General features: G+C 54.4%; 24 protein-coding genes. 6 read left to right on the top strand and 18 right to left on the bottom strand.

The features are described 5' to 3' along the window. Window positions 1-14: 14 nt before the first annotated feature. The 10 genes from KI809_RS14600 to KI809_RS14555 all read right to left on the bottom strand — a co-directional run bounded on the left by KI809_RS14600 (window position 15) and on the right by KI809_RS14555 (window position 10,782). Window positions 15-692: an ABC transporter ATP-binding protein gene (locus KI809_RS14600; protein ID WP_214172320.1), complete on the bottom strand. Its 678-nt coding sequence runs from the start codon at window positions 690-692 to the stop codon at window positions 15-17. Then, complete coding sequence (locus tag KI809_RS14595) at window positions 685-1,959, bottom strand: lipoprotein-releasing ABC transporter permease subunit (RefSeq protein WP_214172319.1); 1,275 nt, start codon at window positions 1,957-1,959, stop codon at window positions 685-687. The genes KI809_RS14600 and KI809_RS14595 overlap by 8 nt, the downstream gene beginning before the upstream one ends. Before the next feature lie 85 nt (window positions 1,960-2,044). Further along, window positions 2,045-3,520 carry a lysine--tRNA ligase gene (lysS, locus tag KI809_RS14590; RefSeq protein ID WP_214172318.1) on the bottom strand — a complete coding sequence of 492 codons (1,476 nt, stop codon included), beginning with the start codon at window positions 3,518-3,520 and terminating at the stop codon, window positions 2,045-2,047. A gap of 257 nt (window positions 3,521-3,777) precedes the next feature. Beyond that, entirely contained in the window at window positions 3,778-4,674 is an 897-nt protein-coding gene (locus tag KI809_RS14585; RefSeq protein ID WP_214172317.1) for an HD-GYP domain-containing protein, read from the bottom strand. A gap of 209 nt (window positions 4,675-4,883) precedes the next feature. Then, window positions 4,884-5,912 (bottom strand): dual-specificity RNA methyltransferase RlmN, encoded by a 1,029-nt coding sequence (gene rlmN, locus KI809_RS14580; RefSeq protein WP_214172316.1) that lies wholly within the window; start codon window positions 5,910-5,912, stop codon window positions 4,884-4,886. 61 nt (window positions 5,913-5,973) lie between these two features. Further along, window positions 5,974-6,387: a nucleoside-diphosphate kinase gene (gene ndk / locus KI809_RS14575; protein WP_214172315.1), complete on the bottom strand. Its 414-nt coding sequence runs from the start codon at window positions 6,385-6,387 to the stop codon at window positions 5,974-5,976. A 217-nt stretch (window positions 6,388-6,604) separates the two neighbouring features. Then, window positions 6,605-6,802, bottom strand: coding sequence for a hypothetical protein (locus tag KI809_RS14570; RefSeq protein WP_082002746.1), 198 nt, complete (start codon window positions 6,800-6,802; stop codon window positions 6,605-6,607). A gap of 241 nt (window positions 6,803-7,043) precedes the next feature. Then, window positions 7,044-8,627, bottom strand: coding sequence for an aldehyde dehydrogenase (NADP(+)) (locus KI809_RS14565; RefSeq protein WP_214172314.1), 1,584 nt, complete (start codon window positions 8,625-8,627; stop codon window positions 7,044-7,046). An 11-nt stretch (window positions 8,628-8,638) separates the two neighbouring features. Then, window positions 8,639-10,498 carry an aldehyde ferredoxin oxidoreductase C-terminal domain-containing protein gene (locus tag KI809_RS14560; RefSeq protein ID WP_214172313.1) on the bottom strand — a complete coding sequence of 620 codons (1,860 nt, stop codon included), beginning with the start codon at window positions 10,496-10,498 and terminating at the stop codon, window positions 8,639-8,641. Between the two features lie 59 nt (window positions 10,499-10,557). Then, window positions 10,558-10,782: a MoaD/ThiS family protein gene (locus tag KI809_RS14555; protein WP_214172312.1), complete on the bottom strand. Its 225-nt coding sequence runs from the start codon at window positions 10,780-10,782 to the stop codon at window positions 10,558-10,560. A 196-nt stretch (window positions 10,783-10,978) separates the two neighbouring features. On the opposite strand from KI809_RS14555, the gene amrA reads away from it, so the two are divergent. Next, window positions 10,979-11,566, top strand: coding sequence for an AmmeMemoRadiSam system protein A (amrA, locus tag KI809_RS14550; RefSeq protein WP_214172311.1), 588 nt, complete (start codon window positions 10,979-10,981; stop codon window positions 11,564-11,566). An 82-nt stretch (window positions 11,567-11,648) separates the two neighbouring features. On the opposite strand, the gene KI809_RS14545 is transcribed toward amrA, so the two are convergent. The 3 genes from KI809_RS14545 to KI809_RS14535 all read right to left on the bottom strand — a co-directional run bounded on the left by KI809_RS14545 (window position 11,649) and on the right by KI809_RS14535 (window position 14,573). Next, complete coding sequence (locus KI809_RS14545; protein ID WP_214172310.1) at window positions 11,649-12,977, bottom strand: citrate (Si)-synthase; 1,329 nt, start codon at window positions 12,975-12,977, stop codon at window positions 11,649-11,651. A gap of 272 nt (window positions 12,978-13,249) precedes the next feature. Beyond that, window positions 13,250-14,443 carry a M24 family metallopeptidase gene (locus tag KI809_RS14540; RefSeq protein ID WP_214172309.1) on the bottom strand — a complete coding sequence of 398 codons (1,194 nt, stop codon included), beginning with the start codon at window positions 14,441-14,443 and terminating at the stop codon, window positions 13,250-13,252. Next, complete coding sequence (locus tag KI809_RS14535; protein ID WP_214172308.1) at window positions 14,415-14,573, bottom strand: hypothetical protein; 159 nt, start codon at window positions 14,571-14,573, stop codon at window positions 14,415-14,417. The genes KI809_RS14540 and KI809_RS14535 overlap by 29 nt, the downstream gene beginning before the upstream one ends. 167 nt (window positions 14,574-14,740) lie before the next feature. Here KI809_RS14535 and KI809_RS14530 point away from each other — a divergent pair, with 167 nt between their 5' ends. Continuing rightward, window positions 14,741-15,655 carry a SphA family protein gene (locus KI809_RS14530; protein WP_214172307.1) on the top strand — a complete coding sequence of 305 codons (915 nt, stop codon included), beginning with the start codon at window positions 14,741-14,743 and terminating at the stop codon, window positions 15,653-15,655. An 86-nt stretch (window positions 15,656-15,741) separates the two neighbouring features. Then, window positions 15,742-16,347, top strand: coding sequence for a 50S ribosomal protein L11 methyltransferase (locus tag KI809_RS14525; RefSeq protein ID WP_214172306.1), 606 nt, complete (start codon window positions 15,742-15,744; stop codon window positions 16,345-16,347). A gap of 180 nt (window positions 16,348-16,527) precedes the next feature. Here the strand turns inward: KI809_RS14525 and KI809_RS14520 are convergent, their stop codons facing one another. Further along, window positions 16,528-18,171, bottom strand: coding sequence for an AMP-binding protein (locus KI809_RS14520; protein WP_214172305.1), 1,644 nt, complete (start codon window positions 18,169-18,171; stop codon window positions 16,528-16,530). 427 nt (window positions 18,172-18,598) lie between these two features. After that, the gene (locus tag KI809_RS14515) at window positions 18,599-18,916 is read right to left on the bottom strand and encodes a cupin domain-containing protein (protein WP_214172304.1); all 318 of its coding nucleotides are present in this window, start codon (window positions 18,914-18,916) and stop codon (window positions 18,599-18,601) included. A 117-nt stretch (window positions 18,917-19,033) separates the two neighbouring features. Between KI809_RS14515 and KI809_RS14510 the strand changes: the two genes are divergently transcribed. The 3 genes from KI809_RS14510 to KI809_RS14500 are packed head-to-tail and all read left to right on the top strand — an operon-like array spanning window position 19,034 to window position 21,637. Then, window positions 19,034-19,627 (top strand): hypothetical protein, encoded by a 594-nt coding sequence (locus KI809_RS14510; protein WP_214172303.1) that lies wholly within the window; start codon window positions 19,034-19,036, stop codon window positions 19,625-19,627. A 5-nt stretch (window positions 19,628-19,632) separates the two neighbouring features. Continuing rightward, entirely contained in the window at window positions 19,633-20,805 is a 1,173-nt protein-coding gene (locus KI809_RS14505) for an aminotransferase (protein WP_214172302.1), read from the top strand. A 7-nt stretch (window positions 20,806-20,812) separates the two neighbouring features. After that, window positions 20,813-21,637: an RMD1 family protein gene (locus tag KI809_RS14500; RefSeq protein WP_214172301.1), complete on the top strand. Its 825-nt coding sequence runs from the start codon at window positions 20,813-20,815 to the stop codon at window positions 21,635-21,637. Between the two features lie 34 nt (window positions 21,638-21,671). Here the strand turns inward: KI809_RS14500 and KI809_RS14495 are convergent, their stop codons facing one another. The 3 genes from KI809_RS14495 to KI809_RS14485 form a co-directional block, all read right to left on the bottom strand. Beyond that, the gene (locus KI809_RS14495) at window positions 21,672-23,294 is read right to left on the bottom strand and encodes a methyl-accepting chemotaxis protein (protein ID WP_214172300.1); all 1,623 of its coding nucleotides are present in this window, start codon (window positions 23,292-23,294) and stop codon (window positions 21,672-21,674) included. Window positions 23,295-23,373: 79 nt separating this feature from the next. Beyond that, window positions 23,374-24,057: a PAS domain-containing protein gene (locus tag KI809_RS14490; RefSeq protein ID WP_214172299.1), complete on the bottom strand. Its 684-nt coding sequence runs from the start codon at window positions 24,055-24,057 to the stop codon at window positions 23,374-23,376. Between the two features lie 382 nt (window positions 24,058-24,439). Beyond that, window positions 24,440-25,081 carry a response regulator transcription factor gene (locus KI809_RS14485; RefSeq protein ID WP_214172298.1) on the bottom strand — a complete coding sequence of 214 codons (642 nt, stop codon included), beginning with the start codon at window positions 25,079-25,081 and terminating at the stop codon, window positions 24,440-24,442. Window positions 25,082-25,083 lie beyond the last annotated feature (2 nt).

Genomic DNA, 25,083 nt, shown 5'->3' with positions numbered 1-25,083 from the left:
CCCCTCCAGAACGATCATTGTATTCCGATCTTCCCATCAACCATCTGAATTGTGCGCCCCATGCGGGCAGCCAGCCGTTCGTTATGCGTGACTATGATCAGGGTCAATCGTCGCGCGGCATGAATCTCGCCCAGCAAGGCGTGAATCTCGTCACTGGTTTTCATATCAAGATTGCCGGTCGGCTCATCTGCCAGCAACAGTTGCGGTGACCCGACCAATGCCCGGGCAATGGCCACGCGTTGTTGCTCCCCTCCGGACAATTCGCCGGGACGATGCGTAAATCGGTGTCCCAGACCAACGTCACGAAGCAGAGACGAGGCGGAATCGACAGCATCAGCCCTTTTCTGTCCGGCAATAAGTAGCGGCATCATAACGTTTTCCAAGGCCGTAAACTCCGGCAACAGATGATGAAACTGGAAAACGAAACCGATTGAACGATTGCGAAATAAAGCCAATCCCTGATCGCCGGCCTTGAAGACGTCTTCTCCGCGGAAAAGAACACTTCCGGAAGTAGGACGGTCTAGGGTTCCTAGAATATGCATCAGGGTGCTCTTACCGGCCCCGGAAGCCCCGACAAGGGCGATGGTCTCACCCTCAGCAACATCAAGATCGATCCCCTTCAGGACATCAACCTTGGCGGCTCCGCTGCCGAAGGACTTATGGACCCCCCTGATCTCAAGGAGACTATTCATATCTGAGCGCTTCCGCCGGCGCCATCCGCGATGCCTGCCAAGCCGGGTAGAGTGTTGCGATAAACGAGATCGCAATCGCCGTAACACAGATCAGAACCACATCGCCCGGCACCACCTGTGACGGAAAATGGTCAAGATAGTACACGTCTTTGCTGAACAGCTCAAAACCGGTCAAGCGCTGGATAAAATTGACAATCTGCTCCAGGTTGCAGGCAATCAGCAATCCGCCTACAGTGCCGGCGAAGGTCCCGGTAACGCCGATGATCAAACCTTCCAGGACAAAAATCTTCATGATACTGCTGCCAGTGGCACCCATCGACTTGAGGATGGCAATATCCTTGGTTTTTTCCATGACAACCATGAACAGGGTCGAAGCAATGCCGAAAGCGGCAACCAGGACTATGAGCGTCAGAATGATGAACATCACCATCTTCTCGGTTTTGAGCGCAAACAGGATGTTCTTGTTCATCTGCATCCAGTCGCGGGCATGGTACGGCGCGCCGAGGCCTGCATTCAGCTGTTTCACCAGTTCACCGGTCTTGTAGACGTCAGCCACCTTCAGCTGGATCCCGGTGACACTGTCACCCATGCCGAGGAATTCCTGGGCCTGGGAAAGCCCTACATAGGCAAGGGTCGCATCATATTCGTACATCCCGGTATTGAAAAGGGCGACAACCCGGAATTTCTTCATCTTGGGTATCATGCCTAGCGGCGTTATGTTCCCCATCGGAGAAACGACATTAAGCGTGTCTCCGACATAAAGGTTTAGGTTCCTGGAAAGCTCGCGACCGATCATGATGCCGGGAAGTGGCGGTTCAGAACCAGCCAGCGGCGCCCCTGCCGAAAACGCGAGAGCCTTGATATCCCCGTCACATACCGCACGGTGAAGATTGGTGACCTTCCCGTCGGTCTCCAGATCGATGCCGCGGAGCACAACACCGGAGACATTCTTGCCGCTGGTCAGCATTACCTGGCTGTAGATGAAGGGAGTTGCGGCTTGCACTCCCCCGAATTTCTTTATGCGGTCAATGAGTCCGGGGTAATTATCAATGCCGCTACTCCCCCCAAGGACCACGACATGGGCGTTGGTCCCCATGATCTTGGTCTTGAGCGACTCCTCGAAGCCGGTCATCACCGCCAGCACGACAATGAGAGCAAGCACCCCCAAAGCCACACCGCTGGTGGAGATCACCGTGATGATGGAGATAAACGTAGATTTCCGCTTTGCCTTAAGGTAGCGGAGACCAATGAAAAGTTCGTAGGGCATTAAGAAACCTGTGAATTGTGAATGGTTAAGGGTGACGATACAACCTGCTCCGGCTTGTTACATTTCACTTTTCACGTTTCAGTCTTTACTTTTCTTTCCGCAGTTGTGGAAAAAGAATCACGTCGCGAATCGATGCGGCATCAGTCAATAACATGACAAGGCGATCTATGCCGATTCCCTCCCCAGCAGTAGGCGGCATGCCGTACTCCAGGGCTCGGATGTAATCCTCGTCCATATAGTGGGCCTCTTCATCCCCTTTGTCCTTGGCTGCAACCTGGGCCAGGAACCGCTCTTTCTGATCAACCGGATCGTTAAGCTCAGAAAAGGCATTGGCCAGCTCGCGGCCGGCGATGAAAAGCTCAAAACGGTCGACAATCTCCGGGTCCTGATCATTCTTGCGCGAAAGCGGTGAAACCTCAGTCGGATAAGCAGTAATGAAGGTCGGCTGAATAAGCTTGGTCTCGGCCACTTCCTCGAAAATCTCGGTGACCAGTTTGCCGTAACCGATGTCTTCCGGAAGATCAAGGCCGATGCTCTTGGCGTACGCATAGGCAAGGTCGCGGTCGGCAAGATTTTTTGCGTCGATATCCCCATATTCAAGAATGGCCTCAAGGACCGTCAAGCGCCGCCAAGGACGCTGGAAGCTTATGGTGTGATCCTGATACTGGAAGTCGAGCGAGCCTAGCAACTCCTGGGCAACATGACAAAGCAGCTGCTCGGTATAGTCCATCAGGTCCTCAAAGGTCGCATAGGCCTGATAAAACTCCATCATGGTAAATTCGGGATTGTGACGGATGGAGATCCCTTCGTTGCGGAAATTCCGGTTTATTTCAAAAACCCGCTCAAACCCGCCGACCACAAGTCTTTTGAGGTACAACTCCGGGGCAATACGCAGGAAAAGCTCCATGTCAAGGGCGTTATGATGGGTTACAAACGGTCGGGCGGTGGCACCACCCGGGATCTGGTGCATCATGGGGGTTTCAACTTCAAGGAAGTCGTTTTTCACCATGAACGCACGGATCAGGTTGACAATCTTTGATCGATTGATAAAGACTTCACGTGCTTCAGGATTAACGATCAGGTCAACGTATCTCTGCCGGTAGCGCGTTTCCACATCTGTCAGGCCATGGAATTTTTCCGGCAACGGCAGCAACGATTTGGTCAGGAGCCGAATCGAGGTCACGTGCAAAGAGAGATCGCCGGTCTTGGTCCTGAAAGGCCATCCCTCAGCACCAACGATGTCGCCGATATCGAAAGAATCAAAATTGGCAAAGGACTCGTCACCAATGGTATCTTTCCTGACATAAACCTGCATCCTGCCTTTGCGGTCCTGCAACTGGACGAAGGCTGCCTTGCCGAATGACCGTCTGGCGATTATTCTCCCGGCAACAACATAGTTTTTCGCCTGTTCGGGTATCTCCTGGACCGAACCATATTCATCCTGCAGATCGGCCGAGGTGTGCGCCGGTTTATAGTCGTTCGGGTACGGGTTGATCCCCGCCTCCCACAGCATGTCAACTTTCCTTCTTCTCTGCAGCAACAGCTCACTCAGCTCTTCCATAAATCCCCTTTTTAACCGACAAGGCAAGACTTTCCCAACAGTTTAACAAACTGGCAAAATAGACCATACCATGCCGTAAAGTCAAGCAAAAAGGGGGATTCCGGATTCATGGAACTAGCTGCATATTAATGGAAAATCTGACCTTGCGGAAACAAATAAGGGGCAGCGAATGCCACCCCTTTACACACATACAGCATTAAAATATTTGACCAGCAGAGAGTCGATATACTCCGAGCAGCCGCTCCCCCAGCTTTAAATCAGCAGTTGCCGACCATGCTGTAGACCCTGGCTCCAAACCGCTTATCGGGGAACGGCATGATCTCTGTTTCCCGGGTGATATCATCGAGGACCGTCAGAAAACCCTCAACCACCCGCGGGTCAAACTGGTTGCCGGCATTGGAGTACAGCTCCTCCAGCGCATCCCTCATATTCAAGACACTGCGATAGGGACGTTCGGAAGTCATGGCGTCAAAGGCATCGGCCACTGCGAGAATCCTGGACTCGAGAGGAATCGCCAGCCCCTTGAGCCCATAAGGATAGCCGGTGCCGTCGTAGCGCTCATGGTGATGGAGAATCGCCTGGCTTTCCTGCTTCAGCGACGTTACCGAGTCTAAAATTTCCGCACCGAGGACCGGATGCTGCCGGACCAGCGACTGTTCTTCCACGGTCAGCGGTCCTTCTTTTCTCCAGACATGGTCAGGTATGTAAATAGACCCGATATCGTGAAGCAAGGCGGCCCGCTCCAAAGTGTCAAGCTCGTCCTGGCAGAGCCCCATGGCCCGACCGATCTTGACCGCAAATCCTGCAACCCTTGCGGAATGGCCATTGGAATAGGTAGAGTTGGTATCGATTGCTGCAGCCATTGACTGAATGGTAGAGAAATAGCTCTCTTCGAGCTTGGCAACACTTTCAATCAAGTGAACTTTTTCGCCTGCCAACTCCCAGTTCCTCTTGATCTGCCGCAAGCGGGCAGTCCGTTCGAGATAGGTCAGGACATAATACATGACAAGCATGGAAACAGAAATAATGCCTGCCGCCTCAAGCTTCTGCATCCCCAGATATCCAGAAATACAGAGCCATATCAGGCATCCGCCGATGGTTAGTACTGCAATACAGTTGGTGGGAAAGCTGTCTGAAAGAATCTTGCATCGCATACAATAAAAGCTCCTTCGTCGTTTCTATACCCCCCTTATCGACGAGTTGTTTTGGGAACTTAAGAAGATATTTTGCGATTAACAAAGTCAAAATAATGACTTAGCGTATAAAGCTGCAAGTAATGGGTAAAAAAAAGGGGAATTAGTTGCGAAGAACAGGGAGGACTACGCAGAGGCAATGTGACATTTCAGAGAATTGGGATGCTGTTTTACGACTGTTTCACCAGTTTCCCCTTTAACTGGCCGCAAGCCGCAGAGATGTCGCCGCCTCTACTGTCACGGGTAATAACCGTCACATGTCGATCAATAAGATACTTGTGAAAGGCATCTATCGCTGCCTGGGTCGGCGCCTTGAACCCGCACCCTTCATGCTCGTTGAACGGTATCAGGTTGACCTTGTTGGGGACATCGCTGATAAGTCGCAGCAGCCGTCTGGCGTCATCAAGGGTGTCGTTGACCCCACCCAGCATCACATACTCGATGGTGATTTTGCGGCGGCTGGGCAACGGAAACTCCCGGCACGCCTTCAGCAGCACCGCAAGAGGATACTTGCGATTTATTGGCATGATCCGGCTGCGCAGCTCATCAGTGGTCGCATTGAGGGATACGGCCAGATTTACCGTCACTGCTCGCCCAAGTTCCGCCATTTCCGGCACCAGCCCTGAGGTAGAGACAGTGACTCTGCGAGTTGAGAACTGCAGCCCGTTGTCTTCCTGCAGAATTTGTATTGCCATTATCACGTTTTGCAGATTGTGCAGCGGCTCCCCCATCCCCATAAAGACGATATTGGTAACCGGAAACTCCCTGCGCACCGCGCATACCTGGTTGACAATCTCGGACGTAGTCAGGTTGCGGGAAAGCTTGAAAGTGCCGGTCAGACAGAATTCGCACTGCATGGCGCAACCGACCTGAGATGATATGCACAAGGTGTTGCGCCCCTCATCCGGAATAAGGACCGACTCCACAGCCTCACCGTCATCAAGGGTGAACAGATACTTCCTGGTGCCGTCCTTACCCTCTTCGACTGCCGTTGCCGAGAGGTTGCTGATAAAGGCTGTCGCTTCAAGCTCCTGGCGCAGATCCTTGGAAAGGTTGGTCATCTCGGCAAATGAGCGGGCGTCTTTCTGGTACAGCCATTTGAATATCTGGGTTGCACGAAAGCGCTCCTTCCCTTTTCCGGAAAGAAACTGCTCCAGCGCGGGGAGAGAAAAGTTTTTTATATCAGTTAAATTGCTCATTGTTTGATTAAAAAAAGCCCTCTAGCGAAAGAGGGCTTGAATTTTAATGACACCTTGCTGGTTAGACCAGCTCAAAAGCATTGAAGAAGTAGGAAATTTCAAAAGCCGCTGTTTCAGGAGCATCGGAACCGTGTGAAGAGTTCTCTTCGATGTTCTTTGCAAACTCCTTACGGATGGTTCCCGGCTCGGCATTGGCAGGATTGGTAGCACCCATCAGCGTTCTCCAGGCGGCAATAGCGCCTTCTTTTTCCAGAACCATTACAATAACCGGGCTGCGTGACATGAAAGAACAGAGGTCATTAAAGAAAGGGCGTTCCTTGTGAACATAGTAGAACCCTTCTGCCTGGGACTTGGAGAGTTGAATCTTCTTCATGCCGACGATTTTGAAACCAGCCTCTTCAATCTTGCTGATGATCTTGCCGGAGATATTGCGCTCGACTGCGTCAGGCTTGATGATTGCGAATGTTCTTTCCATTATATCCTCCACAAAATATTAATTGGCGCGAACAGATAAAGCGACGGCGCGGCAGAGAGTTCCAGGTGCAGGGCGTGGCGTTTCCAGAGGAATGAGCGTAGCAGGAACAGAGGCCGAGGAACGCAGCAGATGGACTTGCGAGGCCGTCAGATAAAGTAATGGCCTGCAGAAGCAGGTCTGCAGGCCATTTCAGTACAGGTCCGGAAAAGTAAGAAACTTACTTTTTCTCGGGAGCAGCAGGAGCAGCAGGTGCTGCAGGTGCAGCAGGAGCCTGAGCAGAAGACATCGGCTTCTGTGCTTCAGGTGCCTTAGGAGCTTCAGCAGCAGGAGCAGGAGCAGGAGCTTCTTCTTTCTTCTTGCATCCGAAAGCCATTGCTACAGAGAGACAGAGTGCGAGGGTTACGAGCTTCTTCATTTTGGTCATATCCTTTCTTTTGTGTGTTTCTTGCGCAAAGCGCATCTCTTGTAATGTCACAACGACAGGGGAATATACTCCCATAACCTCAAAAGTCAAGATTTTTTTCTTTGGCACAGCTAATTTATATCCTGATTATTTCAACAAGTTACAAAGTGTATACGGTATACTATGATTGTATATACACTAAAAAAACATCTCAGGCAACGATTAAAGATTAATACTCGCCAACTCTTTATTATCAATCATCAGGGAAACCGGCTGACCATTTGCCGTTAACCAGACGCCGCAGCCCGTAAGGATTGCCATCCTGCAAAGCTTCCGGCAGCAGACTGTGCGGATACCCCTGATAGCATACCGGACGAAGGAAACGGTCAATAGCCAAAGTCCCGACCGACGTGGACCGGCCATCCGCTGTGGCTGGGAACGGCCCGCCATGCACCATGGCATCGCACACCTCCACCCCGGTAGGGAAGTCGTTGTATATGACTCTGCCGACACGGGTTTCCAGATCCTCGACAATCGGCCCGGCATCAGCAAGCTCACTCTCTGCGGCAAACAGGCAAGCCGCGAGCTGCCCCCTGAGCCCCGGGATTATTGCCAGCAACTCCTGAAAATCCTTTACCGTTACCAGCACCGTGACCGGACCGAACACCTCGTCCTCCAAAGGTCGAGCCGGAGATCGCAACAGTTCGGACGATGCCTGAAACAGGCACGGCCGGCCACGATCACCCTCAGTAATGGCCCCGCTAAGCAGGTGCATGCCTGAAATCTGTGACAGCCTCTTAATCCCATCCTGGTAGTTTCTGAGAATCGAACGGTTGAGCATGACCATTGACGGTAGGTTCACCATTTCAGCAACGAGCATCTGAGAGAATGAAGCAAAGGGGGCGCCTGCAATACCGATGACCAGCCCCGGGTTGGTGCAGAACTGGCCGGCGCCCAGGGTGACAGATGCGGCAAGTCCCGATGCTAGGGAGCTTCCCCGTTCCTGTAATGCTCCGGGTAGCACAATTACCGGATTAACACTCGACATTTCGGCAAACACCGGGATCGGTTCGGGGCGAGCTGCAGCGATTTCGGACAGCGCCCTGCCGCCGGCCAGCGATCCGGTAAAGCCCACTGCCTTGATCTCGGGGCACCTGACCAGCGGCGCGCCGACACTATCGCCAAACAGCATGGCAAAAACCCCTGTGGGGACACCACTCCTTTCAACAGCCCTGACCACGGCGCTGGCAACCAGCTCCGAGGTGGCCGGGTGCGCCGAGTGGGCCTTGACCACCACCGGACAACCAGCGGCAAGGGCCGATGCGGTATCGCCGCCGGCGACCGAAAAAGCCAACGGGAAATTGGCAGCGCCGAACACCGCTACCGGGCCGATGCCAGTGCGATACTGGCGGATATCAGGGCGCGGTAGGGGCTGCCGGTCCGGGAGAGCAGTATCGATGCGCACCCCGAGAAAATCACCGCGGCTCACAGCTTTGGCAAAAAGACGCAGCTGATTGCTGGTGCGCAGTCGCTCGCCGCGGATACGCGGCTCGGGGAGGCCGGTCTCCTGCATTACTATCTGCACAAACGAATCATCTAGGCGATCAAGCTCTTCGGCAATGGCATCCAGAAACTGTGCCCGCTCCTTGAGACAGGTCTTGCGATAAGCAGGGGAGGCAGCGCCAGCCACGGCAGCGGCACGGGCAACTTCGGCATCGGTTGCGGCAAAGAACCGGTACGCCAGCGGTTCCCCTGTTGCCGCATCGTAGGCAAAGAACCTGGTCTCTGACTCAGCGCTCCTCTTCCCGTCGATAAACTGCTTGCCAACAATCTCCATCCCGTCCCCCGCTACCCCTGCCGACCGACCTCAGGCAGCAGTCCCGCCAGCTCCGGCTCGAATACCTCCCAGACCCGCCGCTGAAGCTCGGCAATAAACTCCGGCGAGGTAATATTCGGCAGCTTGATGTTCGGATTCGGTTGCTCCCACACCTCAGCCGGCAGGGTGTATTCGGACTTTTCATACCCTTGCCGCAGCTCCAGGGCCAGCCCTCGAAGGAAAGCCCTACGCACGGCAGCAGCCAGCTCCTCTGCCGTTACCTCCATATCGAACTCGCTCTTGAGGCAGTCCACCACCATCTGGGTGCAGATCCCCTTGGTGATATCGAAAAACTTGCATAGCCCGATCATGTCGAACCCGACAATCTGCAGCTTGGTCCTTGTAATCCCCTCGACCCAGGAGTCCATGTCCGACTTCCCCTCACGGGTGAGAAGCCCGTAAGTCCCCATCGACATATGGCCGCCGGCAATGGCCCAGGCATAGCCAGGATTGGTTTCGGGTTGGTAAGCCGGCAGTTCCAGACCCTTGACATGGTAAGCGTAGCCGGTCTCGCCGGTACTCTCGGAGAGGCGCATGGATCCCATCCCGATCTCCGGCAGTTTTCCCTGACCGGCCTGTTCGACAAGCTCCCTGATCTTGGGGTAGTCTCCGAAGCAGGCGCCGTTCAAGAGCGGCTGCGCTGGATGCCGCTCGTTGTAGGAAAGAACGTAGGAGACGGTCACCCCCAGGGAGATGGAGTCCATGCCGTAATTGTCACACAGATGGATCAGGCTGGCAGCCTGGCCGGCATCATGGATGCCCAGATTGGTGCCGAGGAGATTGAGCGGCTCATAGTCGAACTTGGCCAGGAACCTGCCGGCGCTGCCGTCTTCCCTCTTTTCGTGGACATTGTTGTGACAGGTTATTCCACAACGAAAGCAGGCTTCCGATTTGATCACAAAATCCGGCTCGACGTTTTCCCGAAACAGCTTCTCCGGCAGATTGTTGCCTTGGGGGCGGAAATTGTTCACCGGCACGGCATGAAAGACCTGCAGGACATCATAGGCCGCCCAGGTGCCACCGCCGCCACCGCGGCTGATCGGCTGCAGCCGCGCCGATCCCCCCCCTTTGACTACGTTGATGTTGACGTTCCTGACTTCGGGCGTAAGAGGCTTGATCTTGTCGCTGCTCAGGGCCACCAGGGCAAGGAGGTTTTTGTAACCCATGAGGCTCCCCATGCCGCCGCGGCCAGCGAAACGCATCTTGTCCTCGCCGGTTTTGAGCTGGTTATCGGTCGAGAGGGCCACTGCCCCCATGTAGACATTCTGCCACTGCTCACCGGCCTGACCGATTGTTGCGAAGTGGGCATTGCTGCCATATTCCTTCTGCAGCACCATCATCTTCTCGTGGGTAGAAAGGCCGAGCAGATGGTCGGCCGGCTTCAACTCGACCAGCGGCCCGTTCGGAGTATCCTGGATCAAAGCATAAACCGGTTTTGGGGAGCGGTTTTCGAAGATCAGTTCATCAAGGCCGGTCCACTTGAATTTGGCGCCGAAATTACCGCTGCCGGTTGACCACATGGCGGCCGGCAACCCCTTTTTCGACCCTTTGATCGGGCTGTACCCGGAAAAATAGGTGCGCATGCCGGTCATGGCGCTGCTGCCGGTCAAGAGGCCGGTATTGACAATGAGCGGATTTTCGTCGCAATACGCTTCAGAAATGTTACGTTCAGCCAGAATTTGAAAGGAACGGCCGAACCCGCCCAGAACATCCTCAAAATTGCGGCACGGAACATCTTCCAGCCTGATTGTGCCGCTCTTCAGATCAACAGTGCAACGCGAATACAACACCGATGATGGGTCAGATGCCGGAGCAGAGGTGAAATATTTCATGCTGGGTTTCTCCTTGGTTCGGGCGAACAGGCTATACCGAACAGAAATTGCATGTCAAACTACCCACCGTCCATGAAAGGCAATAAGTACAAGGTATCACCATCGTGAAGCAGAGCATCCAGCCCAGCATGGACCTCATTAATCAGAACCGTCCCAAGAAGTGGGCCGGAGAGACCAAGCTCGGCAATCACCTCCTGCACGGATGTACCGGGTGGATACTCACGAACCTCTTCATTGAACCGTCCGACACGAAACGGACCGACCAAAACAACGGTCACATTCATTCATCCCCCCGGCCATCTGAAATCCAGGCATTACCAAGCGAACCATTTCGGGCAAGCAGCCCTTTTCAGTCATAAGTACAAACAAAAAAAACGAGAATGCAGCCAGATCGCCCTTTATTGTCAGGTATCGCTTGTCAAATGTGGACTAAATATAGTACATTAGCGCACCCTTAGCAACCCCCAGAGGAGAATTTGCATGGCAAAGATGTTTGGAAAAGATGACCGGCGCCAACTGTTGCTATTAGCCCGGGAAGCGATCACATCGTTTGTATCTTCCGGCTCGGTAGTACCGCGGGATGTAAAGTCAGAAAAACTTCATGCACAGCACGGTTGCTTTGTCACCATCAAGATGGACGGCAAGCTGCGAGGCTGCATCGGCAACTTCATATCAGACAAGCCGCTCTTCCAGCTGGTTCAAGAGATGGCTGCCGCTGCCTCCACCAAGGATCCAAGGTTCTATCCGATGAAGAAACCGGACCTTGATAAATTCACCCTTGAAATTTCGGTACTCTCACCATTGCAGAAGATTTCATCCATCGATGAAATTCAGGTTGGCACTCACGGCCTCTACATGGAGAGAAACTTTCACCGGGGAGTACTGCTCCCTCAGGTTGCTACCGAATTCGGCTGGGACCGTGACACCTTCCTGCAACAGACGGCATTGAAAGCAGGGATGGGCAAAGATGACTGGCAGGAGAATACGGAGATTTACATATTCAGCGCCGAAGTGTTCAATGAAGAGGACACCGGCCCGGCCCCGGTACGGAGCAGCAAAAAGAGCTGATTTTTCATAATTCCGGATAAAAGGCAAAAAAGGGAAGATGCATTGCATCTTCCCTTTCTTTTTCATATGCGACTGCCGAAGCTTAGGACAGCTTGCGGCCGCCTTCTGCAGCCCACTTCTCAAGCATTGCCGTGGTAACTGACTTCGGACGCTCGATAGCGTAACCGAGACCACGGTCCCAAGTGATGTTTGCCATGCAGCCGAGGGCGCGGCCAACACCGAAGAGCACGGTGTAGTAATCCCACTCACGCAGGCCATAGTACCACTGGATAACGCCGGACTGTGCGTCGACGTTCGGCCATGGGTTCTTGGCTTTTCCCTGCTCGGTGAGAACAACCGGGGCAACTTCAAAGATCATGGCAACAAGCTTGAACAATGGATCGTCTTTGAGGCCCGGGGTGTTGAGGCAGAACTCGCGCTGTGACATGTAGCGCGGGTCGGTCTTGCGGAGAACGGCGTGGCCGTAGCCCGGAACAACCTGACCGGCATTGAGGGTATCCCAGAGAGCCTTAGTGATGAGCTCTTTAGTCGGCTCAACACCTTTGCAGTATTTCTCCTGGAACTTGAGGGTCCAGTCGAGAACTTCCTGGTTGGCAAGGCCGTGCAGAGGGCCTGCGAGGCCGTTGAGACCTGCAGAGTATGCATAGTATGGGTCAGACAGAGCTGAGTGAACGAGGTGAGTCGTGTGAGCAGATACGTTGCCTGACTCGTGGTCAGAGTGCAGGATGAAGTACATACGGGCAACGTCTTTGTACTGCTCGCTCTGGCCGATCATGTGGGCGAAGTTTGCACCCATGTCGAGGCTAGGATCGATAGCGATCTGCTTGTCACCACGGTACTTGAGGTTGTAGATGAAAGCTGCGATTACGGCGATACGGGCTACGAGGTCAGATGCGTCCTCATAGACATATTCCCATGCAGTCATCTTGTTGAACTTGCCGGAGTTGTAGAAACCGGCAAACTTGGAATCCTTCTGCAGAGCAAGGATACCAACAGAAAGCATTACCATCGGATGGCTGTCGCGCGGAAGAGCACGAATAGCAGTGAAAACGTACTCAGGAACTTCCTGGCGAACTTTCCACTCTTTCACAACTTCGTCAACCTGTGCCTGTGTCGGAACGTCACCGGTAAGGAGGAAGTACCAGAAAGACTCAACGGTCGGATAGGCAGACCCTGCAGCCTTTGGGAGAGCTTCGAAAGTCTCGGGGATAGTCTTGCCGCGGAAACGGATGCCTTCCTGCGGGTCAAGGTAGGAAATGTCGGTTACGAGGCTGCGGATGTCACGGGCGCCGCCGATGCACTGGTCAATAGTTACCTGATCGATAATTACCTTACCGAACTCCTTGACCAGCTTTGTTGTGCGGGGGCGAAACTCTTCAATCTTCTGCTTAAGGGTTTCCTTCAGTGCCATGTTGCGTGCTCTCCTTTCGTGCGTTGTGGTTATAGGTTGGAAATGAACCGCAGCAAAAACCAGGAACCTGCTGAACCGTACACTCCCTCCTTTCGATACTCATCAAGGGCTTGAAACTGTTCTTTTTTATCTGAGGACAAATAAACTTTCAACGGGGCAAGCAAAGAACTGTGCAGAGATACGTGGAACAACGATTCGATATACTGTATACAATTGTGCGGCTCTTATAGCATCGGCTTAAATTAAAATCAACAAAATTTTTCATGGCCGTTTTAGATAATGGCAAGTCTCTGGTCGGAATAGGTCAGCTGCTTCAAGGTGCCGTCGTCGGCAAGATAAAAGGTGTCCTCAATGCCGATTGCGCCTTCGCCCGGAAATACCACCTTTGGCTCGAAGGCAAAGGCCATCCCCGGCTCAAGGCTCATGGTATCGAAGCCTCGCGCAATAAACGGGTACTCGTCAATCTCCACTCCAACACCATGGCCGATAAACGACACCTGCGCACCTTTTGCGCCCATGAAACTATCTTCATAGCCCATTTCCACGGCAAGCTGGCGGCACGACTCGTACAGCGCCCCCCAGGTCGGCCTAGACGGCGCGATCGCCATCATCAATTCCTGCACCTTCACCATGTCTTCGTAACCCTTGACCAAGCGCTCCGAAAGGCCACCAATGGCAAATACCCGGGTCTGGTCCACCAGGTAGCCGTCGATACTCCCGGCAAAATCGACAATAATCGGCTCGTTCCTGGCAATAGGCTTGAAGCTTGCGCCCTGGCCGAACGAAGGGCTGGGGCCAACCCCGCCGAGCGGGGTATCGGTATATGCCGGGACAGCGGTATCGGTGCCGGAAATTGTGTGGCCGAAGATCATTTCGCCGTTAAAGACCCGCATCCGGATATGACCGAGATGTCCATTGCGGCGGGCGACATATTCCAGCTCGGCAGCGAGTTCGATATCGGTGATTCCCTCCCGGATCACCTCAAGCGCCCTCCGGTAAACCTTGTCCACCTGGTCTGCCGCGTCCTTCATGGCATGGATCTCGTAATGGGACTTGATCATCCGTACCTGGCGGATCAGCGGGGTAGCATCACTGAACAGCGCCTGAGGGAACACTTTTTTGTAGCGCTCAAAGAAACCTACCGGCACCACATCAAGCTCCATGGCGATGTTTTTTGGCTCTGGATAGCCGAATTCGGCAACAATCCGTGGCACATCCTTGGGTGAGCCGAACGGGATAACCTCTTTCAATCCCGACTCCATTCTGGCGCGACCGGCATCCCTTCTGACCAGATACAGCGGCTGACCTTCCACCGGCAGATACAGGCAGCCACTCTGAATAGTCCCGGTAAAATAAAACAGGTCGGCATTCTGAAGGATAATAACCGCATCAATCCCTGCTTCTGCCATCTTCCCCTGCAACCTGGCGCAGCGATGCTCAAGCTCGGCTTTTGGCGTTATCCGCATTTCTTTCTCCTTTCAAGGCCTTTTCCATCTTGCGGCGGCGGCGACCTGCCAGAAAAGTCTCTTCAATGATGATTGCCAGAAAGCAGATCATGAACAGCCCTAAAACAACGCCAAGCACTATTGATCTCACACTCTCTCCTGTCGCCCGCTCAGTCTCGGTAACAGCACTGTATACAAAATCTGCTGGCACAAAGTCCAGCAAAAGATTCTTTCTTGCGCCCGCCATCTAATATTGTTAATAATGCGCACTCAAAATAGCTATGTTGGTCACCAATTTAATAATGGGAGGATTTTTCAATGATTCGCAAACTCAGCTCTTTGACCAGGTCACTGATCGCTTCACTTTTGCTGATCCTGGCGCTGGCAGCTACGGCAGCGGCCACCGAAGGTGGGGGAGGCGCTTACCCTAACGGTGCTGAAGATTTCATGTCAGGCGCCGTCCCACCGCCAGGGACCTACTTCCTTGATTACTTTACCTGGTACTCGGCCGACAGGCTCAATGACAATGACGGCAAAAGCTCCGACCCAGGCTTCAAGCTGAACGTGACCGGCAATGTCTTCCGCTTTCTCCATGTTACTGACAAGACCTTTCTCGGAGCAAACTGGGGGTTGCAAACATTCATCCCGGTGCTGAATGTCGATGCAACCGCCACTACGCCAGGCGGGAAAATCAGTCAGAGCAAATTCGGACTGGGCGACATCATCATCGACCCGCTGATTCTCAGCTGGCACTTCAACAAGAACCTGCACGCGGTTTTCGGCCTGGATATCTTCATCCCCACCGGCGACTATGACAAAAACCGCCTGGCAAATCCCGGCAGAAACTACTTCACCTTCGAACCGGTCTTTGCTGCAACCTACCTCTGCGACAAAGGCCACGAAGTTTCCGCCAAGGTCATGTATGACATGAACACCAAGAACAACGACACCGACTACCAGTCAGGCAACGAGTTGCATCTTGACTACACCGTCGGCAAGCATATCGGCCCCTGGAGCCTCGGCGCCGGAGGCTACTATTACCAGCAGGTAACCCATGACGAGCAGCATGGGGAGCAGGTCAGGAAAAACCTCGGCTATGCCCTGTCCGTCGGCCCACAGGTCAAGTACGACTACAAGAACATGAGTTTTGCCGTTAAATACCAGTTTGAGGTGGAAACCTGCAACCGCCCGCAAGGCAACAACCTCTGGGGTAAGTTTGTCTACGCATTTTGATCTGATTGCCTAATCTTCACAACGGGGCCACCTCTATCAGGCAGGCCCCTTTTTTTATCAGAAACCGCACGGCAAGGAACCTGACCATGTCCAATTACGGTAGAATCTTCAAATCTTTCACCATCGGGCCATTCACCATAATTCCGGAAGGAGACCCGTTGCCTGCCGGGTGCGGAACACCGATCATCCTCGGCCGGAAGGGTGCGTTCGGCTCGGGGGAACACGAGACCACTGCTGCCTGCCTGGAGTTCCTGGCCGGACTGGGAGACCTGGCCCAGACCAGCGTCCTCGACCTGGGGAGCGGCACCGGCATCCTGGCGATAGCCGCAGCACGGCTCGGCGCCGCTGCCGTTACCGCCATAGACATCGACTGGAAGGCCGCAGTTTCCGGTGTCGAGAACGTCCTACTCAACCATACCCAGACCCGCATTGCGACCGTCTGCGGCGAACTGTCCTGCATTGCCGGAGCAACCTTTGATCTGATCCTTGCCAACATCTACGCCGACATTCACCTTCTGCTTGCCGGGGAGATGACTGCCATGACCAGGCCTGGCGGCACGCTCATTCTCTCCGGCATCCCACTGCAGGACAAATTCGATGTCCAGCGCCGCTTTCTGAATGAAGGCTGCGAACTGGTCGACAGCAGGATCGGTGAAGAGTTCGTCACCTACCTGATGCACAAACCGGCCTGACACGAAAAAACCCGCCATCTTGCGATGAGCGGGTTTTTTTTATTCTGACCACTGCCAGGAGGGTGGATTTTGATGCGAGTTCAAGGCGGTTGAGAAGCCGTGCGGAGACATAGCAGCGCTATGTCGCACAAACTGGCGACGAAAACCAACGCCGAAATCGCGCAAAAGCCGCGCTCCCGCCTATTCTTCCAGGTGCAGCTCCTTAATCGCCATATCCCTCAGCTTGAACTTCTGAATCTTGCCGCTGGCGGTCATGGGATAGCCATCGACAAACTTCACATACTTGGGGATTTTGTAGTTGGCGATCTTGCCTTTGCAGAATTCCTTGACCTCGTCCTCGGTCATCTCCACCCCTTTTTTCAGGATGATCGCTGCCATGACCTGCTCGCCGTACTTGCGGTCCGGCACCCCGTAGATCTGCACATCGGAAACCTTCGGGTGGGTGTAGAGGAACTCCTCTATCTCTTTCGGATAGATGTTCTCGCCGCCGCGGATTATCATCTGCTTGATCCTGCCAGTGATCTTGCAGTAGCCGTTCTCATCCATCACCGCCAGGTCGCCGGTGTGGAGCCAGCCATCGCTGTCAATAACCTTGGCGGTCTCCTCCGGCATTTTGTAGTACCCTTTCATCACCATATAGCCACGAGCACAGAGTTCCCCCTGTTTGCCCGGCGGCAGGGTAGCGCCGTTCTCGATATCAACGATCTTCACCTCAGCCCCTGGAAGCGCCCGGCCTACAGTGGAAACCCGCAACTCAATGGAATCTTCGGTACGGGTCTGGGTGATGCCGGGAGAAGACTCGGTCTGGCCGTAGACGCTGGTGATCTCGGTAAGGTGCATATCCTTGACAGCCCGTTTCATCACCTCGATCGGGCACACCGAACCGGCCATGATGCCGGTACGCAGGGTGGAGAGGTCAAACTTGCTGAATTCCGGGTGCTCCAGCTCGGCAATGAACATGGTCGGAACGCCATGGACCGCCGTACAACGCTCTTTTTCAATAGTCTGCAACACTTTGAGCGGGTCGAAGATCTCCACCGGAACCATGGCGGTCCCGTGGCTAACCGATGCCAGAACCGCCAACACCGACCCAAAGCAGTGGAAGAACGGCACCGGGATACAGAGCCGGTCCTTGTCAGTGAACTTCATGCACTCGCCGATGAAGAAGCCGTTGTTAACCAGGTTATGGCTGGTCAGCATGACCCCTTTGGGAAAGCCGGTGGTGCCGGAGGTGTACTGCATTTGAATGGTATCATGCTTGTCGACCGTTGCCTCAACCGCCGCCAGTTCGGCGTCGGTGACCTCTTTACCCATCTCCGCGACCCGTGCAAAGTTAAGCATGCCGGCCGGCGTCTCATCGCCGATAAAGACCACGGTCTTGAGAAACGGCACCTTGGCGTTGTCGAGTTTGCCCGGCTCCGAAGTTGCCAGTTCCGGCACCACCTCGTTCAGGGTTGCCACATAATCGGTGTCTTTCCAGGATTTAACCATGAACAGCGTGGTGGAATCGGACTGATTGAGGATGTATTCCAGCTCGGCAGTCTTGTAGGCCGTGTTGACCGTTACCAGGACAGCGCCGATCTTGGCGCCGGCAAACATGAGCACTACCCATTCGGGGACGTTGTAGGCCCAGATGGCGATATTGTCACCCTTTTTGATCCCCAGCTTCAGCAGCCCCTTGGCAACCTGCCGGCAGAGCTCATTGAACTCCCGGTATGAATAGCGCAACCCGCGTTCCGGGTAGACCAGAGCGTCGTTGTCAGGATAACGCGCCGCAATGTGATCGAGAAGCCCGCCTACTGTGTATTCGAGTTGCTGTGCCATTTCACCCCTCCGACGGATCAATTTCAACCTGCAATTCACTATTAACATATTGAATTAAAAGGGATTATTCCTTAACACAGGAACAGGGGGCAAGTCAAGCGATTTAAAGCGAGGGGCTTGAATCAAAAATATTAATAAACAGGAGAGAAAACTCTTGACAGGGTGGTTACACAACCATTTCCAACACTTACACAACTAGTCGTAATTATTGAAATATTTCCCTATCACCCCAAGCAGAATCCCCTGCCTATTATTTAGGCAAATCGCAAAGGTGGTTATTTTTTGTGACAGTTATGCAAACTCTTCACATTGTTTACACAATGTTATCCACAGGCATTGTGGAATCAGCCAAAACCGACAAACATCAATACAATCAACATGTTAGCAAAATTACAACTAAAGAGTTACAATTGACGGCAAAACCGGCTTAAGCCCTGATCATAACCAGCATCATCTTGAACGGCGTCTCAGCGCGTAACGAATGGGGGTGATTTGCCGGCATAACGATCAGCTCGCCGGTCCTGACCTGGTAATCGCTACCGCTGATGGTCACCAGAGCCTCACCGTCAATAACCTGCACCACCGCGTCGTAAGGGGCTGTATGTTCAGAGAGCCCCTGCCCTTTATCAAAGGCGAAGAGGGTGATGGTTCCAACCTTTTTGTCCACCAGCGTCTTGCTGACCACCGCTCCCGCTTGATACCCCACCGCTTCGACCAGATTCACCTGCTCCACCGTGATACTCATGACGTCCTCCTGTCGCGAAATGTCTCTTTCTATGGTATAGAGTTTACCAGAGATAACGATACGCGTTGTTGACACAGGTCAATCATCTTAAATCTTTTATTCAGGCAAAGGGATCCCATGAAAATTTTCGACAGATGCTCTTTACTGCGGCTGGCCATTTTTTCCTTACTGATCTCACAGGCCGCCGGTTGCGCCCCGACCAAATATGTTTCCACAACCGGCAGGGAGTTGGTGCTGGAGCGTGAACAGCCCAAACAGGCAGGTGGAATCGACTCCTCGGTAGCCAAGCGCTGTCTGGAAGGCGACATCGCTGTTTACAAAAAGCTGTTCGGCGACCGCTACAACCCATGTGCAGAACTCGGGGTATTCCTCATCAACAACTCGCTGCCCGATGAAGGGATTGCCTACTTTGAAAAAGGGATGGCTGCCGCGACCTCATACAATGCGTCCTTGTCAAGCATTGACATCGAGCAGCTGGGGGTCTTGCAAAAAACAAGGCTTGCCAACTTCCTCTTTGACCTCTGTCTCAACAAAAAGGTGACAGACCTCCATGACGGCAAAGATATCACCGCTGATATCTGCGCGAAAGCCGGGGCAATGTTCGAAAAGGTGAAATATCAGGAGAATGCCGTCATGATGTACCGCAAGAAGTGCGAACTTACCGGGAAATGCGATGACCTGACTCGGCTCGGCGCGCCGATAAAGAGGTAATGACGATGACGTACCGAATCAACCCCGCCGTTGCCGCTGTCCATCCTCCCCCGATCACCGAGGTCCTCGGCTGGCTGGCAGGACGCAAAGACCGCGATCAGCCGCTGATCGATCTCTGCCAGGCAGTCCCATCCTACCCCCCTGCCCCTGAGATGACGGCACAGATGAAAGAGCTGCTGAACGACCCGATGATCGCGCGCTACACTCCGGACGAAGGTCTTCCGGAAGTCAGGGAAGCGGTGTGCGCACGATACCGCAGGATCTACGGTGCAGAGATCGATCCGGCCCAGATCAGCCTGACCGTCGGGGCGAGCCAGGCGTTCTGGCTGGCAATGCTCGGCCTGTGTCAACCGGGTGACGAAGTCATTGTCCAGGAACCGGCCTATTTCGACCACCCGATGGCACTCGCCATCCTCGGCATCAAGATGGTGCCGGCACCATTTATCCCGGAGAACGCCGGCATCCCGGACCCGGCAACCATTGCCGCGCTGATAACCCCTAAAACACGGGCCATGCTCATTGTTACCCCGAGCAACCCGACCGGCGCCGTGACCCCGCCGGAGATCATCGCAGAGCTGCACGAAATCGCCAGCAAACACGACATTGCTCTGGTGCTGGACGAAACCTATGCGGACTTCATTGCCGGCAGCCCGCGCCCCCACAACCTGTTTACCCGGCCAGACTGGCCGGACAACTTCATCCAGATCATGTCGTTCGGCAAAACCTACGCCCTTACCGGGTTCCGAGCCGGCATGCTGGCGGCATCCGCAGAATTCATCCGTCAGGTGCTCAAGGCCCAGGACACCATGACCGTCTGCCAGCCGAGGATCAGCCAACTGGCGGTCAAATACGGCACCGAAAACCTGGACGACTGGGTCAGGGACAACTGCCGGATGATGCAACGCCGTCACGACCAGTTCCGCGATGAATTCACCAAACCGGGCAACCGGTTCGAACTGGTCACCAGCGGCGCCTTTTTTGCCTGGGTGAAACACCCGTTCCATGATCAAACAGGGAGAAAGGTTGCCAGGAAACTGGTGGAAGAGGCCGGGATTCTCACCCTTCCCGGCGAAGTGTTCGGCCCGTCACTCACCTCATATTTGCGGCTCGCCTTCGGCAACATTAGCGATGACATCATCCCCGAGGCAGTGGCGAGGTTCCGCGCCATTACGAAATGAGAGCACCATGACCACGTACCCGTTCCTTGCCGTAGCCATTGAAGGCGAGACCGACCGCAACCGGCTGGCGAGCGCGCTCGGCGTCAGCCGTAAACTCTCCTGGGAAGAGCCGCTTATCCTTGCGCCGACCACCCTGGCCCAGATGGAAAACAGCAGGTTCGATGAAGCGCGGGTCTACCTCTCGTCTTTTGGTTCGGCAGTATTCTTCAACTGCCCTGACGATGCCGTGGAAAAGTTTTTCGACCTGCTGGCGCAGCGGACAACGGCAGCCAAGCCGTTGCGGCCGACTTCATACCGTGAACGTTATGCACTCCGGATCAACCGTGAGGAAAAGAGCACCGTTGCCAACGACCTGGCAACCATAGCCCAAGGAGAGAGGGTCTACCTGGATATCATCGCCTATGTCCTGGCCAAATCGGTCGCCCTGGAGCAGCTGGAGGCACTGGTGGACGTGGTCTTCGACCGGATGGAAGAGATCATCGCCCGGCTTGGCCGCGGCGAGCTGAAAGTCGCCGATTCCGAACTGGCACGCACTGCCGCCACCATCCTCGACTTCAGATACCGCTCCATCTCGCACATCATGATCCTCGACAAGCCTGATATAACCTGGGAGAGCGAAGAGGCCGACCGCTTCCACGCAACGCTGGACAACATGTTCGAATTACGCCAGCGCTACAGCCAGATCAGGCAGAAATCCGACACCCTGCTCCACACCAACGAGGTCTTTGCCGGCCTCTCCCACGCCCGCCGCTCCGCCCGCCTCGAATGGATCATCATCGTTCTCATCGCGGTCGAGATCTTCCTGTTCATCTTTGATATGATGAGGCACTGAACCAGCTAAACAGTGCTTTCAGCAGCAGTTGGCATTACGTCAGCTTGAACCGCCTCACCAGGTTCTGCAGCTCGCTGGCCTGTGCCGCCAACTGGGCTGCGGCAGTCGCCGTTTCCTCGGCACCGCGGGCAGTCTGTTCAACCACCTCGCTGATCTGATGGATATTGCTGGTCAGATCGCCGGTGGTGGCAGTCTGCTCTTCCGATGCCGTAGCTATCTGGCTGATCTGCATCGAGACATCATTTACCAAATGCAGGATCTCATTCAGGGCGGTACCGGATTTCTGCGAGGTTTCAGCCCCCTTCTCCACTTCGCGCACCCCTTCATCCATCGCTTTCACCGCATCCTGGGTCTCTTTCTGGATCGCCTTGATCATGTCGCCGATCTCGCGGGTTGCCTTGGTGGTCCGCTCGGCCAGGGCTCGCACCTCGTCGGCCACAACAGCAAAACCACGCCCCTGTTCCCCGGCGCGAGCAGCCTCGATGGCGGCATTCAAGGCCAGCAGGTTGGTCTGGTCGGCAATATCCTCAATGGTGCCGACGATCTCACCGATCTGGTCAGAGCGGCTCCCCAACGCCTCAACCGTCTTGGCGCTGCTTCGCACCCGGTCGGCAATCAGACACATGCCGTTGATGGTCTCTTCAACCACCTTTGCCCCGGCAGTTGCCGATTCGGCGGTACAGCGGGACGACTCGGCCACCATCGTGCAGTTACGGGCAATATCGCTGCTGGTTGCCGCCATCTCTTCACTGGCCGTGGCAACGGTATTGGTCTGGTTGGCCACCTCTTCGGCGCCGTTGGCGATCTGCTCAGAGGTAGCATGGAGTTGGTTGGAGGCAGAAGCGACGAACGACGAAATGTCGTTCAGGGTCATGATCATCTCGCGCAGATGTTCTACCATCTGCTTCATGGCAGACATCAACTGACCGGTTTCGTTCGTGGAGTCAGCTGCGAGGACGACCGTCAGATCCCCTGCAGCAATCCGGTGGGCGGCATCAACCCCGGCCTTCAGCGGGCCCGTGACCGAACGGACGATCAAGACGCCGAAACAGTAAGCGAGCAGCACCCCGATAGCTATCGCCACCATTGAGATGTTTCTGGTCATCAAGTATTCTGCAGAGCTTCTCTGATGTTCTTCCTTGGCAACCTTGAGCTGAATATCCACCAGTTCGCCGAACTTGTCGGACACCGGATCGATGGCAGGATACAGTTCCGATATGGTAAAACGGGCCAGGGCATCGGCATCCTCTTTGGCCAGTATTCCGCCAAGTTTGGCCACAGCCTCGTCCGCCACCTTCATCATCGGCCTGATCTCTTCCACCAGTCGCTTTTCTTCAGCCACCAGGGTGGTCGCCAGGTAGCCCTTCCATTTTTCGGCAATCGTCTTTACTGCCTCGTCGACATTTTTCCGGCCATCCCCCCATTGCAGATTGCCGTTGCGCACCTTATGCGAGGTGTCGACAATGTTGACCGCATACATGTCGGCAATGACCTTCAAATCCTTCAACGGCACAACCCGGTCCAGGTAGACCGTATCCAGCGCATCATCGGACAGCTTTGCGCTATGCAGCCCCAGAAAACCGATGATCAACAGCAAAACCGCCATGAACCCGATCAGCCCGTAAAGCCGCGTCGCCACTTTCAGATTCTTGAACATTGCCACCTCCTTGTGGATTGAACCCTCTTCTAAACGCCACCAACCGCTGCAGTTCCTCGGCATTATTGTTCAGCTCACGTTACAAATGAGGCCCCGACTGATCGGCAACGACCCGGTTAAGATCGTCAACCTGCATGTGTGGCTCACGCTTGCTGTTGGAGGCAAGCAGGCTCCTGGTCAACTCTGCGCCACGCTCCACCGAAGCCGAAATTTCCCGAACATAACTATACCTTTTATCATCAGCATCGATCGAAAAGCGCAGCAGTTCGCTATAGCCCCCGATCACCGCAAGGATATTGTTGAAGCCATGGGCTACCCCTCTGGCCTGGGTGGCTATACACTCCAACTTATGCGTTTGGAGCAGCTGCGCTTCGGTCTTTCGCAACGTGGTGATATCCCGGGTAATCCCGAGAACACTCTTCACCTCTCCGGCAGGGCCATACTCCGGCACAAAGCGCGCCTGGGAATAGCACATGCCACCATCCTGCGCCATCCAGGAGATTTCGATTTCTTGTGCAGCGACTTGATTGAAAACTTGTGCCACGGCAGCCAGGATCTGAGCCCCGATCTCGGGAGAGCCTACAAATGCCTCTCCAGGGGTTTTCCCGATCAGGAGAGCGGCAGGTTTCCCGGCAATCCGTTCCACAACCGGATTGACATAAAGGCGACGGCATTGCCGGTCGTAGCGGACAATGGCATCAGGCGAATTTTCCACCAGAATACGAAACTCCTCGGCTCCCATGCACCACCCTTCATGTTGCATACTTTTCCTCGCTTCCTGACTGTCAAAGGCCGCAGTTCAGTTAAGCCACGTCAACCGCCCCACATCAGCTTTCACACCTCAGCAGCATGGCAAAGACACCGATTAAAAAATGCTTAGAGTCTAAAATTTGACACACTATCAATGAGTTGCAACGTTCGTTTATCGGAAGTTATTAGATAGGGAAAACCCTACCATGCAGAGAGTTGAATCCGGAATAAAGCGGGCTGACACCGCAGCAGGCTCTTGCAGTTTGCTGATGTCCTGTGCGCTTCACTGCAAAAAATTTTGAGGGATTCCGGTTAATGGCAAGAGAGGCTACGCAGGCCAGGCAGGGCCTAAGCTGAGGAGCCTCAAGTTGCAGGAAGGAGAGATGTTGGGAACTCTAGATGGAGATCAAACCTGTGCGCGCCGCGTAGGTGGTGAGTTGGGCAATGCTCTTCAGACCTAGTTTTTTGCGGATGTGCATCCGATGGACTTCAATCATCTTGATACTGACGCCGAGTTCAAAGGCAATCTCCTTGGTGTTACCCCCCTCGGCGGTCAACTTCAGCACTTCCTGTTCCCGGTGGGTAAGCAGCTGCGAACTCTGCCCCATAGGCAAGCAGGAAGAGAACCCCTGAATTATGATCTCGGTCGCATCGACACACAAATAGGGTTTACCGGCATGGACCGTCCGAATGGCGACCACCAGCTCCTCGGCAGCGCAGGACTTGGCGATATATCCCCTGGCGCCGGCGTCGAGGCTTTCAAGGACGCAGTTCCGGTCCAATGACATGGACAGCACCAGAACCTTTATCGAGGGTCGCTTTGCCAGGATGCGCCGGGTCGCCTCGATCCCCCCCATGTCCTGCAGAGAAAGATCCATCACCACGATATCGGGAAGATGCTCCAGCGCCTTTGCCACTGCTTCCGAGCCGCAGGAAGCTTCGGCTACGACATCGACATCCTCTGCCATCCCCAAGACGGAAATCAATCCCTCACGCATGATTTTATGATCATCGACCAGCAATACTTTAATGCTCATAT

Source organism: Geoanaerobacter pelophilus (assembly GCF_018476885.1).
GTDB lineage: Bacteria > Desulfobacterota > Desulfuromonadia > Geobacterales > DSM-12255 > Geoanaerobacter > Geoanaerobacter pelophilus.
The sequence above is the reverse complement of the archived record's forward strand: the minus strand, read 5'-3'. Positions and strand labels throughout refer to the sequence as shown.